26 protein-coding genes are annotated in these 23,021 nt (G+C 64.2%); 3 read left to right on the top strand and 23 right to left on the bottom strand.

The window, feature by feature from the left end:
• Positions 1-113: 113 nt before the first annotated feature.
• The gene (locus tag CDQ92_RS16005) at positions 114-809 is read right to left on the bottom strand and encodes a pirin family protein (protein WP_088442521.1); all 696 of its coding nucleotides are present in this window, start codon (positions 807-809) and stop codon (positions 114-116) included.
• A gap of 186 nt (positions 810-995) precedes the next feature.
• Here CDQ92_RS16005 and CDQ92_RS16000 point away from each other — a divergent pair, with 186 nt between their 5' ends.
• Positions 996-1,922, top strand: a complete 927-nt coding sequence (locus tag CDQ92_RS16000; RefSeq protein WP_088442519.1) for a LysR family transcriptional regulator — start codon at positions 996-998, stop codon at positions 1,920-1,922.
• A 140-nt stretch (positions 1,923-2,062) separates the two neighbouring features.
• Positions 2,063-2,770, top strand: coding sequence for a response regulator transcription factor CtrA (gene ctrA / locus CDQ92_RS15995; protein WP_088443381.1), 708 nt, complete (start codon positions 2,063-2,065; stop codon positions 2,768-2,770).
• A 71-nt stretch (positions 2,771-2,841) separates the two neighbouring features.
• On the opposite strand, the gene CDQ92_RS15990 is transcribed toward ctrA, so the two are convergent.
• The 16 genes from CDQ92_RS15990 to CDQ92_RS15920 all read right to left on the bottom strand — a co-directional run bounded on the left by CDQ92_RS15990 (position 2,842) and on the right by CDQ92_RS15920 (position 16,092).
• Entirely contained in the window at positions 2,842-3,300 is a 459-nt protein-coding gene (locus tag CDQ92_RS15990) for a PilZ domain-containing protein (RefSeq protein ID WP_088442517.1), read from the bottom strand.
• Between the two features lie 114 nt (positions 3,301-3,414).
• The gene (locus tag CDQ92_RS15985) at positions 3,415-4,737 is read right to left on the bottom strand and encodes a M28 family peptidase (RefSeq protein ID WP_088442515.1); all 1,323 of its coding nucleotides are present in this window, start codon (positions 4,735-4,737) and stop codon (positions 3,415-3,417) included.
• 67 nt (positions 4,738-4,804) lie between these two features.
• Complete coding sequence (locus tag CDQ92_RS15980) at positions 4,805-5,329, bottom strand: hypothetical protein (RefSeq protein ID WP_088442513.1); 525 nt, start codon at positions 5,327-5,329, stop codon at positions 4,805-4,807.
• A gap of 200 nt (positions 5,330-5,529) precedes the next feature.
• Positions 5,530-6,063 (bottom strand): hypothetical protein, encoded by a 534-nt coding sequence (locus tag CDQ92_RS15975; RefSeq protein ID WP_088442511.1) that lies wholly within the window; start codon positions 6,061-6,063, stop codon positions 5,530-5,532.
• A gap of 187 nt (positions 6,064-6,250) precedes the next feature.
• Positions 6,251-7,084 (bottom strand): glycine zipper 2TM domain-containing protein, encoded by an 834-nt coding sequence (locus tag CDQ92_RS15970; RefSeq protein WP_088442509.1) that lies wholly within the window; start codon positions 7,082-7,084, stop codon positions 6,251-6,253.
• A gap of 261 nt (positions 7,085-7,345) precedes the next feature.
• Complete coding sequence (locus tag CDQ92_RS15965; RefSeq protein ID WP_088442507.1) at positions 7,346-7,831, bottom strand: GAF domain-containing protein; 486 nt, start codon at positions 7,829-7,831, stop codon at positions 7,346-7,348.
• Complete coding sequence (locus CDQ92_RS15960; RefSeq protein ID WP_188682381.1) at positions 7,831-9,981, bottom strand: prolyl oligopeptidase family serine peptidase; 2,151 nt, start codon at positions 9,979-9,981, stop codon at positions 7,831-7,833. Before CDQ92_RS15960 ends, CDQ92_RS15965 begins: the two co-directional genes overlap by 1 nt.
• 128 nt (positions 9,982-10,109) lie before the next feature.
• Positions 10,110-10,238, bottom strand: coding sequence for a hypothetical protein (locus CDQ92_RS21850; RefSeq protein WP_268239162.1), 129 nt, complete (start codon positions 10,236-10,238; stop codon positions 10,110-10,112).
• 176 nt (positions 10,239-10,414) lie between these two features.
• Positions 10,415-10,837, bottom strand: a complete 423-nt coding sequence (gene rplQ / locus CDQ92_RS15955) for a 50S ribosomal protein L17 (RefSeq protein ID WP_088442505.1) — start codon at positions 10,835-10,837, stop codon at positions 10,415-10,417.
• A 115-nt stretch (positions 10,838-10,952) separates the two neighbouring features.
• A complete protein-coding gene (locus CDQ92_RS15950) occupies positions 10,953-12,011 on the bottom strand; it encodes a DNA-directed RNA polymerase subunit alpha (RefSeq protein WP_039576660.1) in 1,059 nt (352 codons plus the stop codon).
• Positions 12,012-12,118: 107 nt separating this feature from the next.
• The gene (gene rpsK / locus CDQ92_RS15945) at positions 12,119-12,508 is read right to left on the bottom strand and encodes a 30S ribosomal protein S11 (RefSeq protein WP_003040416.1); all 390 of its coding nucleotides are present in this window, start codon (positions 12,506-12,508) and stop codon (positions 12,119-12,121) included.
• Between the two features lie 100 nt (positions 12,509-12,608).
• The gene (gene rpsM / locus CDQ92_RS15940) at positions 12,609-12,977 is read right to left on the bottom strand and encodes a 30S ribosomal protein S13 (RefSeq protein ID WP_088442503.1); all 369 of its coding nucleotides are present in this window, start codon (positions 12,975-12,977) and stop codon (positions 12,609-12,611) included.
• Between the two features lie 199 nt (positions 12,978-13,176).
• A complete protein-coding gene (locus CDQ92_RS15935) occupies positions 13,177-13,968 on the bottom strand; it encodes a 3'(2'),5'-bisphosphate nucleotidase CysQ (protein WP_088442501.1) in 792 nt (263 codons plus the stop codon).
• A gap of 13 nt (positions 13,969-13,981) precedes the next feature.
• On the bottom strand, positions 13,982-15,325 hold the full coding sequence (locus CDQ92_RS15930; protein WP_088442499.1) for a TldD/PmbA family protein: 1,344 nt from the start codon (positions 15,323-15,325) through the stop codon (positions 13,982-13,984).
• 51 nt (positions 15,326-15,376) lie between these two features.
• A complete protein-coding gene (locus CDQ92_RS15925; protein WP_088442497.1) occupies positions 15,377-15,775 on the bottom strand; it encodes a hypothetical protein in 399 nt (132 codons plus the stop codon).
• A 104-nt stretch (positions 15,776-15,879) separates the two neighbouring features.
• Positions 15,880-16,092, bottom strand: coding sequence for a hypothetical protein (locus CDQ92_RS15920; RefSeq protein WP_088442495.1), 213 nt, complete (start codon positions 16,090-16,092; stop codon positions 15,880-15,882).
• Here CDQ92_RS15920 and CDQ92_RS15915 point away from each other — a divergent pair.
• Positions 16,091-18,028 carry a S9 family peptidase gene (locus CDQ92_RS15915; RefSeq protein ID WP_088442493.1) on the top strand — a complete coding sequence of 646 codons (1,938 nt, stop codon included), beginning with the start codon at positions 16,091-16,093 and terminating at the stop codon, positions 18,026-18,028. The genes CDQ92_RS15920 and CDQ92_RS15915 overlap by 2 nt on opposite strands.
• Positions 18,029-18,137: 109 nt before the next feature.
• Here the strand turns inward: CDQ92_RS15915 and CDQ92_RS15910 are convergent, their stop codons facing one another.
• The 6 genes from CDQ92_RS15910 to CDQ92_RS15885 form a co-directional block, all read right to left on the bottom strand.
• Positions 18,138-18,743, bottom strand: a complete 606-nt coding sequence (locus CDQ92_RS15910; RefSeq protein ID WP_088442491.1) for a hypothetical protein — start codon at positions 18,741-18,743, stop codon at positions 18,138-18,140.
• An 83-nt stretch (positions 18,744-18,826) separates the two neighbouring features.
• Positions 18,827-19,345: a demethoxyubiquinone hydroxylase family protein gene (locus tag CDQ92_RS15905; RefSeq protein ID WP_088442489.1), complete on the bottom strand. Its 519-nt coding sequence runs from the start codon at positions 19,343-19,345 to the stop codon at positions 18,827-18,829.
• A complete protein-coding gene (locus tag CDQ92_RS15900) occupies positions 19,342-19,824 on the bottom strand; it encodes a disulfide bond formation protein B (protein WP_188682383.1) in 483 nt (160 codons plus the stop codon). The genes CDQ92_RS15905 and CDQ92_RS15900 overlap by 4 nt, the downstream gene beginning before the upstream one ends.
• A 12-nt stretch (positions 19,825-19,836) precedes the next feature.
• Positions 19,837-21,228, bottom strand: a complete 1,392-nt coding sequence (locus CDQ92_RS15895; protein WP_088442487.1) for a S41 family peptidase — start codon at positions 21,226-21,228, stop codon at positions 19,837-19,839.
• Between the two features lie 132 nt (positions 21,229-21,360).
• A complete protein-coding gene (locus CDQ92_RS15890) occupies positions 21,361-22,575 on the bottom strand; it encodes a murein hydrolase activator EnvC family protein (RefSeq protein ID WP_088442485.1) in 1,215 nt (404 codons plus the stop codon).
• Entirely contained in the window at positions 22,572-23,000 is a 429-nt protein-coding gene (locus CDQ92_RS15885; protein ID WP_088442483.1) for a 23S rRNA (pseudouridine(1915)-N(3))-methyltransferase RlmH, read from the bottom strand. Before CDQ92_RS15885 ends, CDQ92_RS15890 begins: the two co-directional genes overlap by 4 nt.
• Positions 23,001-23,021 lie beyond the last annotated feature (21 nt).

Genomic DNA, 23,021 nt, shown 5'->3' with positions numbered 1-23,021 from the left:
TGCGTTGGACTTGAAGGGGGAGAGGAGGTGCCGCGAGCCGGGGGGAAACTCGCGGCACCAGGGTGGACCGCCGCCTCACGGGAGGGGACGAGGCGGCGGCCCAAGGGGTGTCGTCAGAGGCTATCGACAAGCACCAACTCGGCGTCGTCGATGGCCTCGACGGTGATCGTCCCGACATCGCGCAATGCGATGCCGTCGCGGGGGTCGGCATCGGTTCCGTTGACCCGGATGCGACCCTTGGCAGCGACCAGATAGGCGTGGCGCCCGGCGTCGAGGTCGTAGGAGACGCTCTCACCGGCATTCACCGTGGCCGCCGCGACACGGGCGTTGGCGCGGATCGGCAGGGCTTCATCGCCTTCAATTCCGCTGGCCAGCGTCACGAACTGACCCGAGCGATCATTTTTGGGGAACTGCCGCGCCCCCCAGCCGGGGTTGCCGCCATCCCGATCGGGCATGATCCAGATCTGGAACAGCGTCGTTTCCTCATCCTCGAGGTTGAACTCGCTGTGCGTCACGCCGGTGCCCGCGCTCATCACCTGGACGTCGCCCGCCGCGGTGCGGCCGGTGTTGCCCATGCTGTCACGGTGGGTGATCGCGCCGGTGCGAACATAGGTGATGATTTCCATGTCGCGGTGCGGGTGCGGAGGGAAACCCGACTGCGCCGCAATGGCGTCGTCGTTCCAGACGCGCAGCGCGCCCCAGCCCATCCGGCCTTCGTCATAATAGTTGGCGAAGGAAAAGTGATGGCGGGCGTCGAGCCAGCCGTGGTCGGCGTGGCCCAGCGTGTCGAATTTGCGAATGTCGATCATGGCCTTGTCCTTTCTGTCGCGCCGCCCTTGGCGGGGTGCCCGGCGGCGCTGCGGTGTTGAGGACAAGATAAGGATTTGGATCGTTTCGAAAATAGCGTAGATAGAAATCTATCGTTTCCATTTTTAAGATGATCTATACCATTTACTCCGTTCGCAGCACGAACGGAGTGAGAAAAGGAGGATTTGATGTCGCTACCCGATTACGAAGGGTGGGCCTGTTTCGTCGCCGTCGCCGACAGCGGCAGCTTTACCGCCGCTGCCGCGTCGCTCGGCATGTCAAAGGCCAGCGTGTCAAAGGCGGTGACCCGCCTCGAAACAACGCTCGGCATCGCGCTGCTCCATCGCAGTTCGCGCACGGTCACCGTGTCGACCGCGGGCGCGGGATTGCTCGGCGAGGCGCAGGCCATGGTAGCGGCGGCGACCGCAGCGACCGAGGCGGCGCGCGGCGACCGCGTCGATCTCGCTGGGCCGATCCGCCTCGCCGCGCCGATGAGCTTCGGGATCAAGGTGCTCGGAGCGCCGCTTGCCGCGTTCCTCGCGATGCACCCGGCGGTCGAGATCGAAGTGATGCTGAGCGATGCGCGCCACGACCTGATTGCCGAGGGCATCGACCTGAGCCTGCGCATCGCCAGCATGGAGGATTCGAGCCTGCTCGCGCGGACGATCGCGCCGGTCGCCGCGTCGGTGATCGCCAGCCCCGCCTATCTGGAACAACGCGGCACCCCGCGCCATCCGCTCGATCTCGGATCGCATCGCTTGATCGGTTACGGCCATCGCGAGCGTACAATGCCGCTGCATTTCCATCGCGATGGCGAGGAGGCGACGGTGATCGCGACCGGGCCGCTGTTCACCAACAATGGCGACATAATGATCCCGCTGCTGATCGCGGACGGCGGCATCGCGGTGCTGCCCGACTTCATCGCCGAGGAGGCGCTGGCGTCTGGCGCGCTCGTCCGTATCCTTACCGACTGGTCGATCCCGCAGGCCTATCTGCATCTGCTATCGCCGCCCTCACGGCTGCGTCCGGCGCGGGTACGGGCGCTGTCGGACCATCTGGTCGAGACGCTGAAGCGGTCGTGCATCGGCCGCGACTCGCCGGATTCCGCGGGTTAAATCAAAATTAACCTTTTCCCTTCATTAGTTTCGTGGTTAATGTTCCGGCAGTCCGCAAGAGGGGTCGGTCGGTGGCATCGCACGATAGCCAGGTGATCGAAAAGGCAGGGCTGTCGTGGGAAACAATCAAGGGGTGCCCAATGCGCGTATTGCTGATCGAGGACGAGCCGACGACCGCCAAGGCGATCGACACGATGCTCACGACCGAAGGCTTCAACGTCTATACCACCGACCTCGGTGAAGAAGGCTTGGATCTGGGCAAGCTCTATGATTACGACATCATCCTGCTCGACCTGAACCTGCCCGACATGCACGGCTATGACGTGCTGAAAAAGCTCCGCACCGCGAAGGTGCAGACGCCGGTGCTGATCCTGTCGGGCATTTCCGAAATGGATTCGAAGGTGCGCTCGTTCGGCTTTGGTGCCGACGATTATGTCACCAAGCCGTTCCACCGCGACGAACTGGTCGCCCGCATCCATGCGGTCGTCCGCCGGTCGAAGGGCCACAGCCAGAGCGTCATCAAGACGGGCAAGCTGGCGGTCAATCTGGACACCAAGACGGTCGAGGTCGACACGACCCGCGTGCATCTGACCGGCAAGGAATATCAAATGCTCGAGCTGCTTTCGCTGCGCAAGGGCACGACGCTGACCAAGGAAATGTTCCTCAATCACCTTTATGGCGGCATGGACGAACCCGAACTCAAAATCATCGACGTCTTTATCTGCAAGCTGCGCAAGAAATTGGCGCTGGCGTGCGAGGGCGAAAATTACATCGAGACGGTCTGGGGCCGCGGTTATGTCCTGCGTGATATCGACGATGAGGGTAATGAGGTGCGCCGCGTCGCCTGACGGTTTGCATTTCGCCAAGAGTTAACCGAGGGAACCCGGCGCGGAGCAATCCGCGCCGGTTTTCTTTTGTCTTATGACTGCGTGTTGCTCGTCCACACGCTGCGGCCAGCGTGCGCCGGCTGGGCGGCGCCAAGGACGAGTCCCGGGCGGCGGTGCCGCGCGACGGGCGGCGGCACGATCTCGAAACCCGACGCGGTCGCATGCGTGGCCATCGCCGAGCCGCCATGTACGGCACGCAGCAATGCGGTATCGACGGGCCGGTCCGTTTCGATGCCAAAACGATTGCCTGCGACCCAGCGTACCGTCCCCAGCATCGGTTCATGGCCGGGCAACAATATCGTGATTCTTTCGCCGATTTGTAAAGCGTCCGGCGACTGTCCGCCGATGCCGGTTTCAGACACATTGCGGACGGTGACGTCGAACTGGCCTAGGCGCGGACAGGCAAGCGCCGCTTTTACAAGGCGCGACTGACGCGGTTGGCGCTTTTCGTCTGGAGGTGGTGAGGCTGGGGGAGCCTCGAAATTCGACATGGTGCGACCCATTGTTGTCGCCCGACCCCCACGTCGACCGATGATTATGGTCCCTTTGCCGCTGTAAAGACGGAAGGTAAATTATCGTATAGCGTGTTCGGTAATATTTGCGGGTCAGGACGCAGGCGGCAGCCCGCCAAAGGTGACGATGCTTTCGCTGCCATCGGCCGCCAGCGCCGACACCCCAAAAAAATGATCGTCGATGACCACGCCGGGCAGCAGCAGTTCGGGCGCGGTGTCGCCCGCGACCTGCTTGCTATCGGTCCAGCCGAGCGTGTCGCTTCGGCGCCAATGGATGCGATAGGCCGCGGCATCCTTCACCGGCGACCACTTCACCGTCGTGTTCGAGCTGACCGCTCCGTCGATGCTGACGCTGGCGGGTGCGGGCGGGGCGGCGGCCAGGTCGCTGGCCAGCACGACGTTGAGCGCGGTGACGCGCGCCAGATAGGCAAAATCCATCTCGTCGACGGTGTCGCCGTATTTGCGGCCATTGTCGGTGCGCAGATCCTGATGCTGATGGTCATAATCTTCGATCCCGACTGTAAAACGGATCGCCGGATAGCCGAGTTCGAGCGACGGCAGATGATCGCCGCCGCGGCGGAAACGGTCGGGGCGGCGCACTGCCAGCACTTCCAATCCGATCGCCGGGCTCTGTTCTCCCGCCCTGATCGCCGCTTTGGCCAGCGCGCGCGACGGCCCGTCATCCTCGCCGCCGATCCCGCGCCGTGCTAGTTGCGCCGCGAGATCCTCCGACGCGCGGATCCCCTCGCTGAACACCCGCACCCGGTTATCGACGATGGCGCCGTCGGTCCCCTTAATGCCGCCGACGATGTCGTTATTCAGCATCGCCGCGACGGGCCAGTTCTTTTCCTTTGCATGACGCGCGAGCAGCCGCCCGCCCCACAGACCCTGCTCCTCGCCCGACAGCAGTGCATAGACGATCGTCGCGCGATGCTTCTGCCTGGAGAGCAGCCGCGCCGCTTCGATCACCAGCGCGGTGCCCGACGCATCGTCGTTGGCGCCGGGGGCATCGGCGGTGAAATTCATTACATCGCTGACGCGGCTGTCGATATGCCCCGCGATGATGATGACATGCGCCGGATCGCCGCTGCCTTTCTGGATCGCCAGCACATTTTCGACGATCACGCCTTCCGGCGCGCGCGGCCCGTCGAAGCGATCGGCGATACGTTCGACGGTCAGGCAGCCGCCGCAAGCCTTGGAAATGCGCCCGAACTCGGCGGCACCCCAATTGCGCGCTGCCCCGATGCCGCGTTTCGGATCGGTCGACGACGACAAAGTGTGGCGGGTGCCGAACGACACCAGTTTTTCGACGTCGGCTTTCAATCGCGCGGGGTCGGCGGCGGGGGTGGCATCCTTCGCATGCGCCGCCATGGGCGCGACGAGGAGCAGGGCTGCGAGCAGGCTGTGTTTGATCATACCCGCTTCATGCGGGGTTATGCGGGCAAAGAAAAGCCCCTCCCCGTTTGGGGGAGGGGCTGGATAATTAGCGCAGGCCAGAGAATTTCACGTTCTGCACCCGGCCATAACGGATGTCGCAGCTGAACTTGCCGCGGTCGAAATATCCACCACGGCCCCAGCGGCCGCCGTAGCCGTCGCGGACGACGACGCGGCCCTTCACCTTGTAGCCGTCGCGCTTGCGATCGATGCTCGTCACCTGGGTAACGTCAGTGTTGCCATAGCGGCGGCTGCCGCGTTCGACCGCGGTTACGCACTGGTTCACGGCGCTGCGGCTGTTGCCATAGCGGTTGTAATCATAGCCATAGCCATAGCGTGCGTCGTTATAGCGACCACGATAACGGTCGTCGTAACGGCCATAGCGGTCGTTGTTGCCGCTCGACAAAATGGCGGCGAGGCCGCCCAGCACGACGGCGCCGGCGATCACTTCGCCCGCGCTGATTCCGTCGCGGTCATACCGGTCGCGGGCTGCGGCGGGCGCGGCGCTCATCAACATCGCGCCAGCGGTGGCCGCACCAATCGCGGCCTTGGTCAGGTTGGTCTTCATAGCCATGGTTCGGTCTCCTTCAGGCGCAGGCGGCAGCGTTGCGGCCTGTTGGAGTTGTTCTACCGATTCGGGGGTGACGCGGTGCTGAACCCGTCGCTTATCTGGCGTTCAGCCTCGGTTTTGCTGGTGTTCAGCTTCAAAGCCAAGGGCCGCGCCCCCCCAAAGGTGACGCGAGCCCGCGTAAGCTGTTGATCCAGAGGGGAGGTTCAGCCGAAATTGACATCGACGACGCGGCCATTGCGATAGCTGCACCCGAAACTGCGCACTTCGCCGCCCAGCCGCGACGCGGTGCCGGTGACATACCAGCCGCCGTTATTGGCTTCGGTGCCGTCGATGCGGTCGACGCGCGCGTCGTCACCCATTTCGGCCTCGACCGCCCAGCTGCACGCATCGGCGGCGCGGGTCTGGGCGTCACTGTTGCCATAGGGGCGCGTATCGCCCTGCTCCACGGGCGGCACATAGTCACGGTCGCGCTGGTCATAGCGCTGATCGTCGCGATACGGCGGGTCGTAACGATAGTCGGGCGCGCGCTCGCGCCGGTCTTTGCTCGCGGCGCCGGCGATCGCGGCGATGGTGCCGATGATCAGCAGGCCGCCGAGCACGTCGCCGGTGCTGACGCGGTCGTGATGGCGATAGCCCCAGCCGCCATGACGTGACCGCGCTTCGGCGGGGACGACGCTGATCCCGACCGAGGTTACGACGACCGCGACTGCGGCGGCAAGGCTGGCGAATGTACGCATCGAGGGATACTCCCCAGGGGCGGGCAAAGGATGGTCCGGCCCGCGATGCTTTTGCGCTACGCGGTCAATGCTTTCGCGCGGCTGAACCGATGTTCTAGTACGATGGGGCGAGCGCAAAAATGGGAAGGGCCCGTCATCGCTTGGATGACGGGCCTTCGAACCTCAGGTGACCAGACCTGTCGGGTAATCAGCAGACGCAGCGCGGCTTGGGCCGGGGCTTCCACTTTTTCTTCGCCACATAGCGTTTCCGCACTGGCACATTCTCATAATAGGTCTTGGTCGTCGTCTCGATCGTTTCAGTGACGACCGGCGCGCCGTTGGTGATGATTGTCGTGACCACCACGCCCGGGGTGTAATAGCCGTAGCCATAGCCGCCATGATGGTATGTCGTGCTGCTGTGATGCGGACCGCGACTTGACCACCAGGCCTCGCATTTCTTCTTGTCCGACGCATCGCCGATCGCGGCACCGGCGAGCGCGCCAAGGCCGCCGCCAATCAGCGTCCCCGCGGTGCGGTCCCCGCGCCCGGCGATGCGGTTGCCGACGACGCCCCCCACGACTCCGCCGACAACCGCGCCGCCTGCTGTGCCCCCCCGGCCACAGCGGCGTTCCATTTCTGCGTCGTGCCGCGGGTCGTACCCGCCGCCGTAATAGTGATGCGGCGGCGGATAGCCGGCACCATGGCCTTCGACCGTGCCTTCATAGCTGCCGTCGTAACGGCGACCGTCGGGCGTTTCATAGGAGCCGTTCCAGGTTCCGGTCCAGCGGCCCTCGGCGTCGTAACCCGACACGCGCCGATATTCGACTTCGCTGGGGATCCGATCGGCGTGGCCGGTATAGACGCGCACGTCTGCATCGGCGGGCGCGCCATAATCGAGCGCCGGGCGCGGGTCATGATTATAGAGCACGCCGCTCACCAGGTCGGTCGCAGCGCGCGCGTCGATCATCGGCGCTTCGGCATGGGCACGCCCCGCCAGCAACAACGACCCCGCTGCCACTCCCAACAAAACGAACGTGCGCATGGCTAACTCCCTGTTCCCTCGGCCCGAACCGATTGGTTAACAGCTTGTTAGCAAAATCAGCGGCTTTTCGCGAATCCGTTAACCGTGAGCTTCGCGTCCCGATTTGGGTCAGAAGAGGCATTTAGACGACGGCGGTCGAGAATAGCCGTCGCCCCCGCGAAGGGCGTTTCGAGGTCACGTGCCTCCGAACGCGGACGCTGTCGGTTTGCGGGACGGTTCAGCGACAGACCCCTTACGGCCCGCCTTTGCGGGGGTGACGCGTTACGCCAGCGCCTCCGCAATTCGCGCCATTAGCGCCTCGGCACCCGCCTGATCTGCGGCCGAGAACCGCCCCGGCACCGGACTGTCAAGGTCGAGCACGCCGACCAGCCGGTCGCCCGCGATCACCGGTACCACCAGTTCGCTGCGGCTGTCGGCGTCGCACGCGATGTGGCCGGGGAAGGCGTGGACATCGTCGACGCGTTGGGTAGCGCCCAGCCGCGCCGCGGCACCGCACACCCCCTTGTCGAGCGGAATGCGGATGCACGCCGCCTTGCCCTGAAATGGGCCGAGCACCAGTTCCTGCCCGTCGAAGCGATAAAAGCCCGCCCAGTTGAGGTCCGGGATCGCCTGCCAGATCAGCGCCGCAACATTCGCCATGTTGGCGATACCGTCGGGCTCGCCCGCGACCAGCGCCGCGGCGGCGTCGCCCGCCTCGGCCCAGAGTTCAGCGGGCTCGGTCGCGGTAAAGGTGAGCGCAGTCGACATTATTCGACGTTCAGCCCGGTCCATTTCGCTGCAAACGCATATTTGTCGGCGGCTTCGGCGATGATCTTGTCGGTCGGTTTGCCCGATCCGTGCCCGGCGCGCGTTTCGACGCGGATCAGATGCGGCTTGTCACCGGCCTTCGCATACTGCAACTGCGCAGTATATTTGAAGCTATGCCCCGGTACGACGCGGTCGTCGGTATCGGCGGTGGTCACCAACACCGCAGGATAAGACACGCCCGACTGGATGTTATGATAGGGCGAATAAGCGAGTAGATTCTTGAAATCCGACTCTTTCGACGGATAGCCATAATCGTCGACCCAGTAACGCCCCGCGGTGAAGCGGTCGAAACGCAGCATGTCCATCACCCCTACCGCGGGCAGTCCGGCCGCGAACAGGTCGGGACGCTGGTTGACCACCGCGCCGACGAGCAGGCCGCCGTTCGATCCACCCTCGACCGCGACCTGGCCCTTGCCGGCCACACCCTCGGCGATCAGAAATTCGGCCGCCGCGATAAAGTCGTCGAAGACATTCTGTTTCTTGTCGAGCCGCCCGGCATCATGCCACGCCTTGCCATATTCGCCGCCGCCGCGCAGGTTGGCGATCGCCAGCACCCCGCCCTTGTCGACCCATGCCAGCCGCGTTGGGGAAAAGCCGGGAGTCATCGACACATTGAAGCCGCCATAGCCATAGAGCAGCGTCGGCGATCCCTTGCTGCGGTCGAGCCCCTTTTTCATTACGAGGAACATCGGCACCTCAGTGCCGTCCCTCGATTTGTAAAAGCGCTGCTCGACGCTGAAATCGTCGGGTTTGAAAGTCAGTTCCGGCTCGGCAAAAATCTCGCTCTTTCCGGTCGCTGTGTCGAGCCGATAGATGGTCGTCGGCCGCGCATAGCTGGAAAAGGCATAGAAGGTTTCCGGATCACTCGACTTGCCGCCAAACCCCGATGCTGATCCGATGTCGGACAGGTTGATGTTTGCCACCTTCTTGCCGTCGAGGGTGATCATCTCCGCCTGCGATTTCGCGTCGCCAAGATAAGACAGGATAATGCGGTCGCCGACGCGTGACGCGCCGACGAGCGTGACTTCACTTTCGGCGACCAGCTCGGTCAGCTTGCCGGGACTGCGGATGTCCATCGACACCAGCCGTTCGCGCGGCGCACCCTTGTTGGTGATGAAAGTGAACAGCGGCCCCTGGTTGGTGACATATTTCCAGTTATTCGCGAAATCGTTGATCAGCGTGACCGGCTTACCGACGCCGTTGGCGGCAACCGGATAAAGCGTCACGCCTAGCCGCGCGTCGGTTCCCTCGGACCCGAAAACCAGCAGATATTTGCCGTCGTCGCTCACCACCGCCGAATTGTTCAGCCTGGGCATTTCGGGCGTCGCGTGGATCAACACGTCGGCGCTCTGCGGGGTGCCGAGTTTGTGAAAATAGACGCTATGATTCTCGTTGAGCGACTGGAAAGCCTCACCCGCTTCGGGTTCGGGGAAGCGCGAATAATAAAAGCCGCCGCCGTCCTTTGCCCAGTCAAGCGCCGAAAATTTCACCCAGCGTACTTCGTCTGACAGATCCTGCCCGGTCGCGACGTCCTTGACCCGGACGATGCGCCAGTCGGTGCCGCCGTCCTGCACCGAATAGAGCAGATATTTGCCATCTTCCGACGGCCGCCATTCGGCAAGCGCGGTGGCGCCATCCGTGGCCCACAAATTGGGGTCGATCAGCACCCGGCCTTCGCCCTTCATCCCGTCGCGGACATAGAGCACCGACTGCGGCTGCAACCCATCGTTCCGGGTATAAAAGTACCGTGAACCTGCCTTGGTCGGCAGGCCAAAGCGTTCGAAATTATAAAGCTCGGTCATCCGCTTCTTGAATGTATCGCGGCCGGGCAGGGTGGCGAGATAGGCGTCGGTCACCTGGTTCTGCGCCGCCACCCATTCGGCGACCTTTGGATTGACGCGAACATCATCTTCCAGCCAGCGATAGGGGTCGTCGACATTGACGCCGAATTGCGGATCGACCGTATCGCCGCGCGCGGTGTCGGGATAATCGAGTGTCGGCGCGGGCGCCGCTGCCTCTGCATGCGCTGCGGTGGGCGTCATGGCAAGGGCGACGAGCGCCAGCGGCGCGGACAGGGCATTGCGGGACATGGCAAGGCGATCCTCATGGTTCCGGGGTAATTATCGTGCGCCAATATGTAAGGATGCAAAAGCCGCGGGCAAGCGGAATTCGGACCTATTTTAGTGGTGGTGTGGGCTGGGCGCCGAACGATTAGCGTTTAGAACTCGATCAAGATCCGGACCTTGTCCGGCGTGGTGCCGACGACGCGGGCGATATCGGCTCGACTGGTAGCCAGCAGGACAGGTGTGAATTCGCTGTCGAGTTCAGCAGTTGATACGCCGAGCATCTTACCCAGCGCCGCTACTCTGCCGTGGCGGGGGCGTGCTCGACCCTTTTCTCAGCCCGATATCGCAGGCGTGCTACGAGTACATCGACGGACGTGGCGGCAAGCGCCTGCCGCTAAAGAAAAGGGCGGCCATCCTGTCGGAGGCCGCCCTTGATCTTGTCTAATTAGAGCGAGGCTCAGGCTTCCGCCATATCCTCTTCATACTGCTCGACCGGACCCGAATCCTGGCCCTTGGCAGCGACGTCGCGATCGACGAGTTCGATGATCGCCATCGGGGCGGCGTCCGAAGCGCGAATACCGGCCTTGATGACGCGTGCGTAACCGCCATTGCGGTCCTTGTAGCGTTCGGCCAGGACGTCGAACAGCTTGACCAACTGGGTGTCGTCCATCAGGCGGCTCATCGCTAGACGGCGATTGGCCAGACCGCCGCGCTTCGCCAGCGTGATCAACTTTTCGATATAAGGCCGCAGTTCCTTCGCCTTGGCGACGGTGGTCGTGATCTGCTCATGCTTGATGAGCGCGGCCGACATGTTGCGGAACAGGGCCGTGCGGTGCGCGCTGGTGCGCTGCAGCTTCCGGCCACCCGATTTATGACGCATGGTTTCTTCCTTCGTTTGTCAAAGGGGCCGTGTGAGGTACCCCAAGCCAGGTCGATTGCGGGCCGACCCATTCCCGTTGTGACAGCGCCCCGGCGAACCGGGGCGCTTATCTCGATTAACCCAGCAGCTCTTGCTCGAGCTTCTTGGCCATCTCTTCGATGTTTTCCGGCGGCCAGCCGGGGATGTCCATGCCCAGGCGCAGACCCATCGAAGACAGCACTTCCTTGATTTCGTTCAAGGATTTGCGGCCGAAGTTCGGGGTGCGGAGCATTTCGGCTTCGGTCTTCTGAACCAGATCACCGATGTAGATGATGTTGTCGTTCTTCAGGCAGTTGGCGCTACGGACCGACAGTTCCAGCTCGTCGACCTTCTTGAGCAGGAAGCGATTAAGCTGGTTGACGTCGGACTCGTCGGCGGTGGTCGGCGAAGCTGCCATGCCGATCATGCCGCTGTCGTTCATCGCTTCTTCGAAGTGGACGAAGACCTGGAGCTGGTCCTGGAGGATGCGAGCAGCGTAAGCCACGGCGTCTTCCGGGGTGATCGTGCCGTCGGTTTCGACGGTCAGGTTCAGCTTGTCATAGTCCAGTTCCTGACCGATGCGGGCATTGTCGACCTTGTAGGCGACCTGGCGCACCGGCGAGTAGAGCGAATCGACCGGGATCAGGCCGATCGGCGCGTCGATCGGACGGTTGGCGGTCGCGGGGACATATCCTTTGCCGGTGTCGGCAACGAGTTCCATGTTCAGCGTCGCACCGTCATCGAGGTGGCAGATGACGTGGTTGGGGTTCATCACCTTGATATCGCCCGACACCATGATGTCGCCGGCCTTGACGGTCGCGGGACCGGTGGCCGAAAGCTGGAGCCGCTTCGGGCCTTCGCCTTCCATCTTGAGCGCGATCTGCTTCACGTTGAGGACGATGTCGGTGACATCTTCGCGCACGCCGGCCAGGCTCGAGAATTCGTGGAGAACGTTCTCGATCTTGATCGACGTGATCGCCGCACCCTGGAGCGACGAGAGCAACACGCGGCGCAGCGCGTTGCCGAGCGTCAGGCCAAAGCCGCGCTCGAGCGGTTCGGCGACGAAGGTCGCCTTGCGCTTGCCGTCGCTGCCAGCCTTGATTTCCAGGTTGCTGGGCTTCTTCAATTCCTGCCAGTTCCGGATATTGACAGTCATGGTCTTCCCTTTGCTTTTGGCGGGACGAATTGGGGGTCGACCAATCTGTCCGGCGTTAGGAGTTTAGCGGATGCAGCCCCGGAAATGGGGCGCATCCGAAGCAGGCATCAGACGCGGCGGCGCTTGGCCGGGCGGACACCATTGTGCGGGATCGGGGTCACATCGCGGATCGAGGTGATGTGGAAACCAACCGCCTGCAGCGCACGGAGCGCCGATTCACGACCGGCACCCGGGCCTTTGACTTCGACTTCGAGGGTACGGACGCCATGTTCGGCGGCCTTCTTGCCGGCGTCTTCGGCGCAGACCTGCGCTGCATAGGGAGTCGACTTGCGGCTGCCCTTGAAGCCCATCATGCCGGCGCTCGACCAGGCAATCGCGTTGCCCTGCGCGTCGGTGATGGTGATCATCGTGTTGTTGAAGGTCGCGTTGACGTGGGCGACGCCCGACGAGATGTTTTTGCGTTCGCGCCGACGAAGGCGCTGCGGTTCACGAGCCATGATGTAATCCTAACCTAATCCTGAATGGCCGGTGGCGGGCGATGGCCGCTGCCCCGGCAGGGGAAATAAGGAAGCGCGCCCGGATGGACGCGCTCGAACCTTATTTCTTCTTACCGGCGATCGCCTTGGCCTTGCCCTTGCGGGTACGCGCATTGGTGTGCGTGCGCTGGCCGCGGACCGGCAGGCCCTTACGATGACGCAAACCGCGATAGCAGGCGAGGTCCATCAGGCGCTTGATGTTCATCGCCGTGGTGCGGCGAAGATCACCCTCGACGGTCAGGTCGGCGTCGATCGTTTCACGGATCTGCAGCACTTCGGCGTCCGACAGGTCTTGAACGCGGCGCGACTGGTCGATCCCCAGCTTGGTGGCGATGTCGACGGCGGTCTTTCGGCCGATACCGTGGATGTAGGTGAGCGCGATGATCACGCGCTTGTTGGTGGGCAGATTGACGCCCGCAATACGTGCCATAAGTAACTTTCTCCTGCTCCACAGGGCCGTAGGCAATCGACCCCATCTCAAAGCGTCTGATTTCCAACGCAAAAAACGGACCACGAATGCACGCTACGCGCTTCGCCGTCCGGTCATGATGTCGGAATGGAGGCGCAACTAAGGTGAGTCGGGCCGATTGTCAAGCGGAGTGCGCTGGTTTGCCGCGGCGCTTTTGCCATCAGGATGGCGATGTAAGGGCGACCGCGCGATCGTGCAAGCGATCGACCACCGCGGCATGAATATCCGGGGCGCAGGCGATCACCCCGAACGCCTGTGCGCGCGGCGTGTTGAACTTCAACGGCGCGCCAAAGGCGTCGGTGACGCTTGCGCCCGCTTCGGTCGCGATCAGCGCCGCGGCGGCGACGTCCCACTCGAACCCCCAACGCAATGTCGCGACCAGATCGGCGCGGTCGTCGGCGACGAGCGCTATGCGCAGCGCGATGCTGTTCGGCTTGGTGACGATCACCAGATCGCTGTCGACCTTGGGCAGGGCGTCGGCGGGGACGCGCGATCCGGCGAATGTAATGCGCTGGCTGGCGTGCAGCGTCTCGCCGTTGAGCTGCGCGCCTTGCCCTTTTTGTGCGACCCACAATTCATCGAGCGCCGGGGCATAAAGGATGCCGAACTCGGGGGCGCCATCAATCACCAGCGCGACCGACACGCACCACCCGGGGCGGCCGCGAATGAAATCGCGGGTGCCGTCGATAGGGTCGACGCACCAGATCGCGCGGCACGCCAGCCGGTCGGCGTTATCGGCGGTTTCTTCGGACAGCCAGCCCGCTTCGGGCACCATCGCGCCGAGCACCGCCTTCAGCCGCGCATCGACCGCGAGGTCGACGTCGCTGACCGGATTGTTGTGCGACTTGTTCCAGACATTGACCGCCTGCCCCTCGCCGCGCCAGCGCGCCATCGCCATATCGCCGACTTCGCGGGTCGCGGCGATCGCGGCTTCGAGGTTGCGGCCGGGCATTAGCGGCTGATCCTTAGCTCGACGCGACGGTCATGCCGTCGATGCGCAGCGTCGGTGCATTGGTACCGTGGCGGAATTCCAGGTCGTTGGCGGGGACCAGCGCCGCGAACATATCGATCAGGTTGCCTGCGATGGTAAATTCGGCAATCGGCCCGGCGATTTCGCCATCCTTTATCAGGAAGCCCGAGGCACCGCGGCTGTAATCGCCCGTGACTGGATTGACGCCGTGGCCGATCAACTCCGTGATGTAGACACCGTCGGCGATGCCCTCCATCAGCGCGGCGGGCGTTACGCTGCCCGCGGCAAGGTGGAGATTGCTGGCGCCGACTCCCGAGGCACCGCCGCCCCGGCTCGCGTGGCCGGTCGGGGTCAGGCCAAGCTGCTTCGCCGATGCGGTGTCGAGCAGCCAGCCGGTGATCTTGCCGTCCTCGACCAGGTTGCGCGCCGCGGTCGGCAAGCCCTCGCCGTCGAAGGCGCGACTGCGCAGCCCGCGCATACGATGGGGTTCGTCGCGAATGACGATGCTGCGGTCGAAAAGCAGCTGATCCTCTTTGCCGAGCAGGAAGCTGGTGCCGCGCGCGATCGCCGGGCCGGCGATCGCGCCGAGCAGATGACCGACGATGCCGCCGCTAACGCGCGGATCGAACAGCACCGGCGCCTTGCCGTTCGGCGCCTTGCCGGGGTTGAGCCGTGCAACGGCGCGCGTTCCCGCCCGGGTGCCGATGTCGCCGACGCTTTCGAGGTCGGAGAGGTGGTGCGCGCTGTGCCAGCCATAGTCGCGCTGCATGTTGGCGCCTTCGCCCGCGATGACGCTCGCCGACAGGCTGTGGCCGCTCAACCCGTAACCACCGGCAAAGCCGTGGCTGGTCACGAGCGCGAAACGGGTGCGGCTATGGCTCGCGCTGCCGCCTTCGCTGTTGGTCACCCCGGCGACCGCGCGCGCTGCTTCCTCGACCGCCTGCGCGGCTGCGCGCAGCGCAGCGGGGTCGGCTTCACTGCCGTCGTCGAGATCGAGGTCGGGAACCGGGCATTTGAACAACAATTCTTCAGGCGCCAGACCGGCATAAGGATCTTCGGGCGCCTCACGCGCCATGGCGACACAGCGTTCGACCAGCTTGGTCAGCTCGCCCGCATCCATGTCGGCGGTCGACACGCTGGCGCTGCGTTGGCCGACAAAAACGCGCAGGCTGATATCCTGCCCCTCGGAGCGCTCTACATCCTCCAGCGCGCCAAGGCGCATCGAGACCGACGTGGCGGCGTTGCAATAATAAAGCGCGTCGGCGGCATCGGCGCCGGCTTTGGCAGCGGCGCCGCACAGCAATTGCGCGCGATCGAGGGCCTGGGAGACAGTGAGCATTGCCGCGCCCTATACGGCGGGCGGCAGGGCGTCAAACTTGGCTGATGGTGGTTACTTGACGATCGCCGCAATCGCGTCGGTGGCGGCCATCGCGCCGCTAACCCACAAAAAGGGCAACGTCAGCGCGGCGATCCACAGGCGGCGGACGTCGCGGCGAAAGCGCGCATGCAATCCCCAGCTGGCGAGCGCCTGACGGCTCAGGTGATACCAGCGCCGCTCGGTAGAGCGCGCAACGGGAACGGCGAGGGCCAGCAGGACAATTAGCGCGACGACAACGAGCGTCGACGAGGCGCCCGCAGCGATTGCACTCGAAACCAGCCAGATCTGCAATGCGGCAAAGGCGACCAGCGCGGTTGCGGCGTGCCAGGTCATGCGGCGGCCAAGACTCCGCGCTGCCGGCACACTAGGTGACGTGCGCCGCCACAGGCGCGGTCCGAATGTTGATGCCATTTTTCAGCCCCCTTAGGCTGGCGATTCCCAGAACGCCACGATTTCAGCCCGATATTCCCAAGTCAAGACAGGTTGGCACCGATTCGTTAACAATTCCGTTCGTTTCACCCCGGATTCGCAACCAAATCGCGCCAGATCGCCAAAAATGTTGCGATTTTGCTGCGATAGACCGTGCAGGGTCGATGATTCGCTGTCGAAATCCGGCTGACGGTCGTCGAAGCCGCGGCTTCGTTGGTCGAAGCCTTGCATCCGCCAGCGACGTTGATAGCGTCTAGTCCCAGTGGATCTGCTTTTTGCAACGCGGGGAAAATCATCATGCGCTATCTGGCCTTTCTTGCTGCCCTGACCCTGCCGCTCGCTTCTGCTGCGGCTGCGAAAGCCGACAAGCCCGCCGTCGAACCTAAACCCGCGGCGCTGATCGCTGACGGGGTGCCGGAAGTGCCGGTCGAGCTGGCGGCGGCAACGCGGCCCTATATGGAGAACCGCGGTGCCGGTTTTGTCGGCTGGAACCCGATCGACAAATCGATGCTGATCGCGACCCGCTTCGGCAACACCGCGCAGCTGCACCGCGTCGCGATCCCGATGGGCGCGCGCAAGCAGATCACGTTCGAAGCCGAGCCGGTGGGGTCGGGTAGCTGGGCACCAAAGACGGCCGAGGTGATGCTGGTCCAGAAGGACATCGGCGGCAATGAATTCTATCAAATCTATGCCATGAAGGACGGGCGGCTCGACCTGCTCACCGATGGCAAGAGTCGCAACGGGCTCAACGCGTGGAGCCAGGACGGCGAGCTCGTCGCCTTTACCTCGACGCTGCGTAACGGCCGCGACAGCGACATCTATGTGATGGACCCGCGCGATCCCAAGACGCGCCGCATGGTCGCGCAAGTCGAGGGCGGCGGCTGGGGCTTGCTCGATTTCACGCCTGACAAGAGTTGGGCGCTGGTCGGCAAATATACGTCGGTGCAGAAAGCCGATCTGTTCCGCCTCGACCTGGCCAGCGGCGCGATGACGCCGATCGGCGACCATAGTAAGACGGTGGCGCTCGGCGGGGCGAGCTTTGCCCCCGACGGCACGATCTGGATGACCAGCGACGAGGGCAGCGATTTCCAGCGGCTCGGCACGCTCGACCCCGCTACGGGCAAATTCACGCCGAAGGGACCGGCCGAAAAATGGGACGTCGATACCTTCGACATCGCCGATGACGGCAGCTTTATCGCTTATGTGGTCAACGAGGCGGGCATGGCGAAACTGCGGCTGTTCGATCCAAAGACCGGAACGGTGCGGACGGTCGATAAGCTGCCCGCCGGGATCATCGGCGGGCTGGAGATCGCGCCATGGGGCGAGATCGGCATCACCTTCACCTCGGCACGCAGCGCCGCCGATGCGTTCAGCGTCGATCCGAACACGCTGGCGGTAACGCGCTGGACCGAAAGCGAGACGGGCGGGCTCGACGTCACCAAGAATGTCGAACCCGAGTTGGTGAAGGTCAAAAGCTTTGACGGGCTTGAGGTGTCGGGCTTCCTCTATCGCCCCGACGCGGCGAAATTCCCCGGCAAGCGGCCCTTGATCATGAGCGTCCATGGCGGTCCCGAGGCGCAGTCGCGGCCCGGCTTCATGGGCCGCAGCAACTATATGCTGAACGAAATGGGGATCGCGCTCTTCTATCCCAACGTCCGCGGCTCGACGGGCTATGGCAAGACCTTTGTCAGTCTCGACAACGGGCCATTCAAGCGAGAGGACAGCGTCAAGGATATGGGCGCGTTTCTCGATGCGCTGGCCAAGGACAAGGCGCTCGACGCAGCGCGCTTCGGGCTGACCGGCGGCAGCTATGGCGGCTATATGTGCTATGCCGCCGCGACCCATTATGGCGACAAGCTGCGTGCTAATCTGTGCGTCGTCGCGATTTCGAACTTCGTGACCTTCCTGGAAAACACCCAGGATTATCGCCGCGACCTGCGCCGCGTCGAATATGGCGACGAGCGCGATCCGGCGCAGCGCAAGAAGCTGATAGAAATCTCGCCGCTGACGCGCGTTTCCGATATCAAGAAACCGCTGTTCGTCGTCACCGGCGCCAACGACCCGCGCGTTCCCGCGTCAGAGGCCGATCAGATCGTCGCCGCGATCCGCAAGAATGGCGGCACAGCGTGGCACCTTGTCGGGACCAACGAAGGACATGGCTTCGCGAAGAAAGAAAATGCCGACTATAATTTCTGGACGTCGCTGCTGTTCTGGAAACAATATTTGCTGAATTGAGCTGATCTGAACGCCCCGTCTTTGCGAGGAGCGAAGAGACGCGGCAATTCAGGGTGGGCGTACACCGCCCTTGATTGCTTTGCTTCGCTCGCAATGACGATATAAAGCGTCAGCCTTGCGGCGGAACCGGCAGCGGTTCGGCGTCGGCTTCATCGGGTGCGGTCGGCATCGGTGCCTCACCGCTCGCCTGCCGCTCCAGCTCCGCGGCAGCAGCCTGCCGTTCAGCCAACGCGCGTTCTTCGGCCAACACCGCGGCTTCAACCTCGTCCGATGCCGAATCAATGCCCGCAAGCCGTTTGGCGCGTTCATCGGCGATCATCGCCTGCCAGTCCGTCTTGTCGGCGGCCTGGCGCTCAGCCTTGGCGCCTGCGACCAGCGCCTGCGTGCAGCCAGTAAAGCCGCCCAGCCCGGTCGGCGAACAGCTGTCGGTTCCGAAACGACCGATGCGCTCCACCGCGACGACCTTGTTCGCCCATGCTTCGTTGCGTACGTCGAGCGGATTGCCGCGCAGCATTTCGGGGACGCGATAGCGCTCGCCCTCAGGAAGCTTGGCGCAGACCAGAATTTCGTCGTCGGCACCCTTCGGACATTGATCGTCGCCATAAACGACGACCTGGTTGACCTTTTCGCCCCCGACCACGGTCTGCTGCGCCGCGGCGGGTACTGAGAGGGCGCTACCGGCGAGGATCAGCGCGAACAGGGGCAGGCGGGTCATCGGATATTCCTTTGGCTTCTTTGGTGCGGCTTGGCACCGCGACCCTGCATCGGTCATGAACGGATGCGTGGGCCTGATCTCTATCAGATACGCTTCGACAGCGCGATAGCTGCACGGCAACCGGCGCGGATCGCGAGGCTTAGCACCGGGTAACCCGGCGCGCTCTCGGCGCCCGCGGCGAGCGCCGTGTGCTTATGCTCCAGTTCTTCGGCGCGGAAATCGGCGACCGCGGCGCTGAGTTCGGGGTCGCTGTCGCCGAGTTCGTCGAGCTGGTCCCGGTAATGGCGATCGATTTCTGTCTCGACCGCGGCGGTGCACGCCATTGCGGCGCGGGGTCCCATCGCGGCGGTTACCGCACCCAGCGCAAAGCCTGCGACTTTCCAGAACGGCTGGAGCGCGGTCGGGCGCACGCCGCGTTTGGCGACCATGTCGTCAAAAAATTTGCGGTGGCGCTCTTCCTGTTCGGCCATATGCGCAATCTCGCGCGCCATCGGATGGCGGTCGCCCATCACCGCGAGCTGCCCCGCATAGATACGCGTCGCGCCATATTCGCCGGCCTGATCGACCCGGATCATCGCTGCGTTTTTATCGGCTTGGCTCATGCCGCCGATGTGGGCCGAAGGCGCAGCAAGGTCAAGACGAGCGCCGCGGCGCCGAGCGAAAAGATCGCGTTGAAGCCCGCGAGCGAAATGCCGAACAGCGTCCATTGCGCGGTGTCGCAGCGGATTAGCGGCGCGTTCATGATCGCGTCGAGTGATACGGGTCCGCCGCTGCCGGTCGCGCAGGTGGTCAGACCTTCCCAAAAGCCATATTCGACCCCGGCGTGGTAGATGCCGATTACGCCCGAGACCGCGATGGCGAGCGCGGCGAGCATCGTCAGCGCGCGCATGGCCTTGTCATTGCCGCGCAGCAACAGCGCAAGCAGCGCGAGTATGATCGCCGCCTGGTGCGGCCAGCGCTGCCAGTAACACATTTCGCAGGGGTGCAGGCCAAATCCAAATTGTGACACCAGCGCGCCGCCATAGAGCAGCAGCGGCGCAGCGAGCGCGGCGATCGGCGCGCCAAGGCGCGATTTCAGCATGCCGGCGAACCCTTAGTTACGGCGCGCAGGCTTGGCGCCGGGCTTGGTCGCCTGCGCTGCCATGCGCGGCGCGGTCGGGCTGATCCGCCCGATCGTCTGCAACGCATAGTGGAGCTGGAAGTCCTCGATACCCTTGGCCTTGAGCTCCGCCGCGGTCGCGGTGAAGCGCGGATCGACCTTCTCGTCCTTCTCGATCAGCCCGTCGTCGACCTTCTTCTCATTGATCAGGTGACGGCGCAGGTCGCTTTCCCGGAATTTCGGCCGCGATGCATAATCGGGGTCCGAAATCTGCGGGACGCGGATGTCGGGTTCGATGCCGCCCTCCTGCACGCTACGCCCCGACGGGGTGTAGTAACGCGCGGTGGTCAGCCGCAGCGCGGTCGTGTCGCTGAGCGGCAGCACGGTCTGCACCGATCCCTTGCCAAAGCTGCGCTCGCCCATCACCACGGCGCGATGCTGGTCCTGCAAGGCGCCCGCGACGATTTCCGAGGCAGATGCCGATCCCGAGTCGATCAAGACGACCACCGGTGCGCCACCCGCCAAATCGCCGGGCTCGGCGAAAAAGCGTTCGATGTCGCCCTTGCGGCGGCCGCGCTGTGACACGATTTCGCCGCGTTCGAGGAACAGGTCGCTGATCCCCACCGCTTCGTCGAGCAGTCCGCCGGGGTTCGAGCGCAGGTCGACGATCCAGCCGCGCGGCTTTTTGCCGAGCGACTTTTCGACTGCCATCATCGCGGCGCGCATGTCGGTGGTCGCGTCGGCGGAGAAGCTGGTGACGGTCAGCACCCCGACATCGCCGCTGACTTCCCACTTGACGGGCTTCAGGTCGATGACTTCGCGGGTCAGCGACATTTCGATCGGCTTGTCCTGGCCTTCGCGGACGATGGTGACGTCGATCTTGGTGCCCGGACGCCCGCGCATCTGTTCGACCGCCTCGTCGAGCGTCAGGCCAAAGATCAGTTCCTTGTTAATGTGGGTGATATAGTCGCCCGACTTGATCCCGGCCTTGTCGGCGGGGGTATCGGCGGTCGGTGCGATGACCTTCACAACGCCGTCTTCCATCGTCACCGACAGGCCCAGACCGCCATATTCGCCGTCGGTCTGGGTGCGCAGGTTCGAAAAGCCGCGCGCGTCGAGATAGCCCGAATGCGGGTCGAGGCTGGCGAGCATGCCGTTGATCGCACCTTCGATCAGTTTCGAATCGTCGACCGGTTCGACATAGTTCGATTTCACTTCGAGATAGACGTCCATGAAACGGGAAATTTCTTCCTGCGTCTTGCTGTCCACGCTCGCCATCGCGCCGGTCGCGAGCGGCACCAGCGCCAGCGTCGAGAGCGCGGCGGCGCCCTGCCATAACGCAAAGCGGCGCTTCGAAGACACGGGCGTTTTGGTCGAGTCGGTCATGTGCGTCTTTCACTCAGGCGGGAATTCCCGCCTTATATACCTCGGCCCACCATCCTCCTACGCATTTGCGCAGGCGTCAAGCGGTGCATCCCGATAGGGGACAGCGCCCGAATGGGGGATTAACGGGTGCGATCACCCGATCATCGCGACGATATCGACCGGGCGCCCACCGCGGCGCAGTTCAACAGTGATGCGGCTGTCGTCGGACCCGGCGCGTCCGATCGGCGCGCCGGCGTCGAGCGTGTCGCCGACCGCGACCGACAGCCCAATCATGCCGGTCAGCAGCGAGACCCAGCCGCCGCCATGATCGATGATGACGATCTTGCCATAACCGCGATAATCCTCGGCAAAGCTGACGCGGCCGGGCGCAGGGGCTACGACCTGTCCGCCGGGACGCGCCGCGATTGTCACGCCGCGCGAACGGACCCCGCTGTCGTTGACCTCGCCCAGCCCGGCGACGATGCGCCCGACGACGGGCAGGCGATAGGCGCCTGCCGTAAGCTCGGCCGCAGCGGGGGCAGGCGGGGCAGCACTGGAAATGGTATTTGCGGGGTTGCGCGGGCGCGGCAGCGGACCGGTGAGCTGCGCCAGTTCGGCGCGCACCGCGCCGTCGGCCTCGATCGCGTCCATCAGTTCGACAATGTCGCGCGCTTTCTCACCCAGCCCGAGCGCGCGGTCGGCCTCGAGCTGCGCGCTGCTCATCAGCTCGCGCGAGCGCATCCGGCCTTCATTCTCCAGCCGTGTCAGCGTGTTGCGGCGCTCCGCGAGCTGGCCCTTGCTGGCCGAAAGCGCGCGCAGCGCGACCGCCTGCTGACGCCGCGTCGCTTGCAGCAGCGTCAATTCCTGGCGTACTCCGGCGGTGCGGCGTTCGATCACCGGCATCGCGGCGTCGATCACCGCGCGGGCGTGGACCATGTCGGTCAGCGACCCCGGCTGCGCGAGGACGCTGACCGGCGGCTGGCGACTGAGCTGCTGGAGCGAGGCGGCGAGTTCGAGCAATGGCTGTTGCTGCTGCGCGAACCGCGCGCGCTGCGCCGCCAGACGGCGGCTGACCAGCGTGACGCGCGCTTCGCCCGCGCTGATGTCGGCCTCGGCCGACTGGATACGCGCGGCAAGCGCGGCGCTGCGGATTTTCAGCCGGTCGGCCTCGCTACTCGCGGCGGTGGCCTGCGCCTCCAGCCGCGTGCTGCGCGCCATCGCTTCGGCCGACTGCTGCTTGGCGCCGAGCAATTGCGCGCGTTCGCGTGCGGCGATCGCTTGCGGATCAAAGACGTCGCTTTGCGCCACTGCGAGCGCGCCGCCGGATAAGACGGCAACAGCGACGAGCGCAGTCAGAGCACGCCTCATTGACGCCCCTCGCGATGATAAGGGTGGTTCGCGACGATGCTGGTAGCGCGCCACAATTGTTCGGCGAGCATCGCGCGTGCCATCAAATGCGGCCATGTTGCGCGGCCAAAGGCGACGACCTTGTCGGCGCCCTCGCGTTCCTCGGGTGTGAAGCCGTCGGCGGCGCCCAGACAAAAGCGCGCCTCGCGTACCCCGCCATCGCGCCAACCTTCCAGCAATTTTGCAAATTCAACCGATGACATCTGCTCGCCGCCCTCGTCGAGCAAGATGGTGCGGCTGTTGTCGGCGGCGGCAGGCATACGACCGCCCGTATCCGGAAGCTCGGAAACCTTCTGCGCCCAGGTCACGCGCTTCATATAGCGCTCGACCAGCTCGGCCTCGGGCCCGCGCCCGATGCGCCCGCGCGCGATGATGTGCAGCAACATGACGCCCGCCTACCCTTGGCA

The sequence above is a fragment of the Sphingopyxis bauzanensis genome, from assembly GCF_002205675.1.
In the GTDB taxonomy this organism is placed as follows: Bacteria; Pseudomonadota; Alphaproteobacteria; order Sphingomonadales; family Sphingomonadaceae; genus Sphingopyxis; species Sphingopyxis bauzanensis.
Note: the sequence above shows the minus strand (reverse complement) of the source record. Positions and strands in the feature narration are given on the sequence as shown.

What these genes read in the sequence shown, in the direction of transcription:
- CDQ92_RS16000 (WP_088442519.1), top strand. Translation starts at nt 996, where the DNA reads ATGTCGCTACCCGATTACGAAGGGTGGGCCTGTTTCGTCGCCGTCGCC.
- CDQ92_RS15920 (WP_088442495.1), bottom strand. Translation starts at nt 16,092, where the DNA reads ATGATGATTTTCCCCGCGTTGCAAAAAGCAGATCCACTGGGACTAGAC.
- CDQ92_RS15990 (WP_088442517.1), bottom strand. Translation starts at nt 3,300, where the DNA reads ATGTCGAATTTCGAGGCTCCCCCAGCCTCACCACCTCCAGACGAAAAG.
- rpsM (WP_088442503.1), bottom strand. Translation starts at nt 12,977, where the DNA reads ATGGCACGTATTGCGGGCGTCAATCTGCCCACCAACAAGCGCGTGATC.
- CDQ92_RS15895 (WP_088442487.1), bottom strand. Translation starts at nt 21,228, where the DNA reads ATGACCGACTCGACCAAAACGCCCGTGTCTTCGAAGCGCCGCTTTGCG.
- CDQ92_RS15980 (WP_088442513.1), bottom strand. Translation starts at nt 5,329, where the DNA reads ATGGCTATGAAGACCAACCTGACCAAGGCCGCGATTGGTGCGGCCACC.
- CDQ92_RS15910 (WP_088442491.1), bottom strand. Translation starts at nt 18,743, where the DNA reads ATGACCCGCCTGCCCCTGTTCGCGCTGATCCTCGCCGGTAGCGCCCTC.
- CDQ92_RS15985 (WP_088442515.1), bottom strand. Translation starts at nt 4,737, where the DNA reads ATGATCAAACACAGCCTGCTCGCAGCCCTGCTCCTCGTCGCGCCCATG.
- CDQ92_RS15905 (WP_088442489.1), bottom strand. Translation starts at nt 19,345, where the DNA reads ATGAGCCAAGCCGATAAAAACGCAGCGATGATCCGGGTCGATCAGGCC.
- CDQ92_RS15935 (WP_088442501.1), bottom strand. Translation starts at nt 13,968, where the DNA reads ATGCCCGGCCGCAACCTCGAAGCCGCGATCGCCGCGACCCGCGAAGTC.
- CDQ92_RS16005 (WP_088442521.1), bottom strand. Translation starts at nt 809, where the DNA reads ATGATCGACATTCGCAAATTCGACACGCTGGGCCACGCCGACCACGGC.
- CDQ92_RS15960 (WP_188682381.1), bottom strand. Translation starts at nt 9,981, where the DNA reads ATGTCCCGCAATGCCCTGTCCGCGCCGCTGGCGCTCGTCGCCCTTGCC.
- CDQ92_RS15950 (WP_039576660.1), bottom strand. Translation starts at nt 12,011, where the DNA reads ATGACTGTCAATATCCGGAACTGGCAGGAATTGAAGAAGCCCAGCAAC.
- rpsK (WP_003040416.1), bottom strand. Translation starts at nt 12,508, where the DNA reads ATGGCTCGTGAACCGCAGCGCCTTCGTCGGCGCGAACGCAAAAACATC.
- ctrA (WP_088443381.1), top strand. Translation starts at nt 2,063, where the DNA reads ATGCGCGTATTGCTGATCGAGGACGAGCCGACGACCGCCAAGGCGATC.
- CDQ92_RS15925 (WP_088442497.1), bottom strand. Translation starts at nt 15,775, where the DNA reads ATGGCATCAACATTCGGACCGCGCCTGTGGCGGCGCACGTCACCTAGT.
- CDQ92_RS15890 (WP_088442485.1), bottom strand. Translation starts at nt 22,575, where the DNA reads ATGAGGCGTGCTCTGACTGCGCTCGTCGCTGTTGCCGTCTTATCCGGC.
- CDQ92_RS15975 (WP_088442511.1), bottom strand. Translation starts at nt 6,063, where the DNA reads ATGCGTACATTCGCCAGCCTTGCCGCCGCAGTCGCGGTCGTCGTAACC.
- CDQ92_RS15965 (WP_088442507.1), bottom strand. Translation starts at nt 7,831, where the DNA reads ATGTCGACTGCGCTCACCTTTACCGCGACCGAGCCCGCTGAACTCTGG.
- CDQ92_RS15970 (WP_088442509.1), bottom strand. Translation starts at nt 7,084, where the DNA reads ATGCGCACGTTCGTTTTGTTGGGAGTGGCAGCGGGGTCGTTGTTGCTG.
- CDQ92_RS15900 (WP_188682383.1), bottom strand. Translation starts at nt 19,824, where the DNA reads ATGCTGAAATCGCGCCTTGGCGCGCCGATCGCCGCGCTCGCTGCGCCG.
- CDQ92_RS15915 (WP_088442493.1), top strand. Translation starts at nt 16,091, where the DNA reads ATGCGCTATCTGGCCTTTCTTGCTGCCCTGACCCTGCCGCTCGCTTCT.
- CDQ92_RS21850 (WP_268239162.1), bottom strand. Translation starts at nt 10,238, where the DNA reads ATGCTCGGCGTATCAACTGCTGAACTCGACAGCGAATTCACACCTGTC.
- CDQ92_RS15885 (WP_088442483.1), bottom strand. Translation starts at nt 23,000, where the DNA reads ATGTTGCTGCACATCATCGCGCGCGGGCGCATCGGGCGCGGGCCCGAG.
- rplQ (WP_088442505.1), bottom strand. Translation starts at nt 10,837, where the DNA reads ATGCGTCATAAATCGGGTGGCCGGAAGCTGCAGCGCACCAGCGCGCAC.
- CDQ92_RS15930 (WP_088442499.1), bottom strand. Translation starts at nt 15,325, where the DNA reads ATGCTCACTGTCTCCCAGGCCCTCGATCGCGCGCAATTGCTGTGCGGC.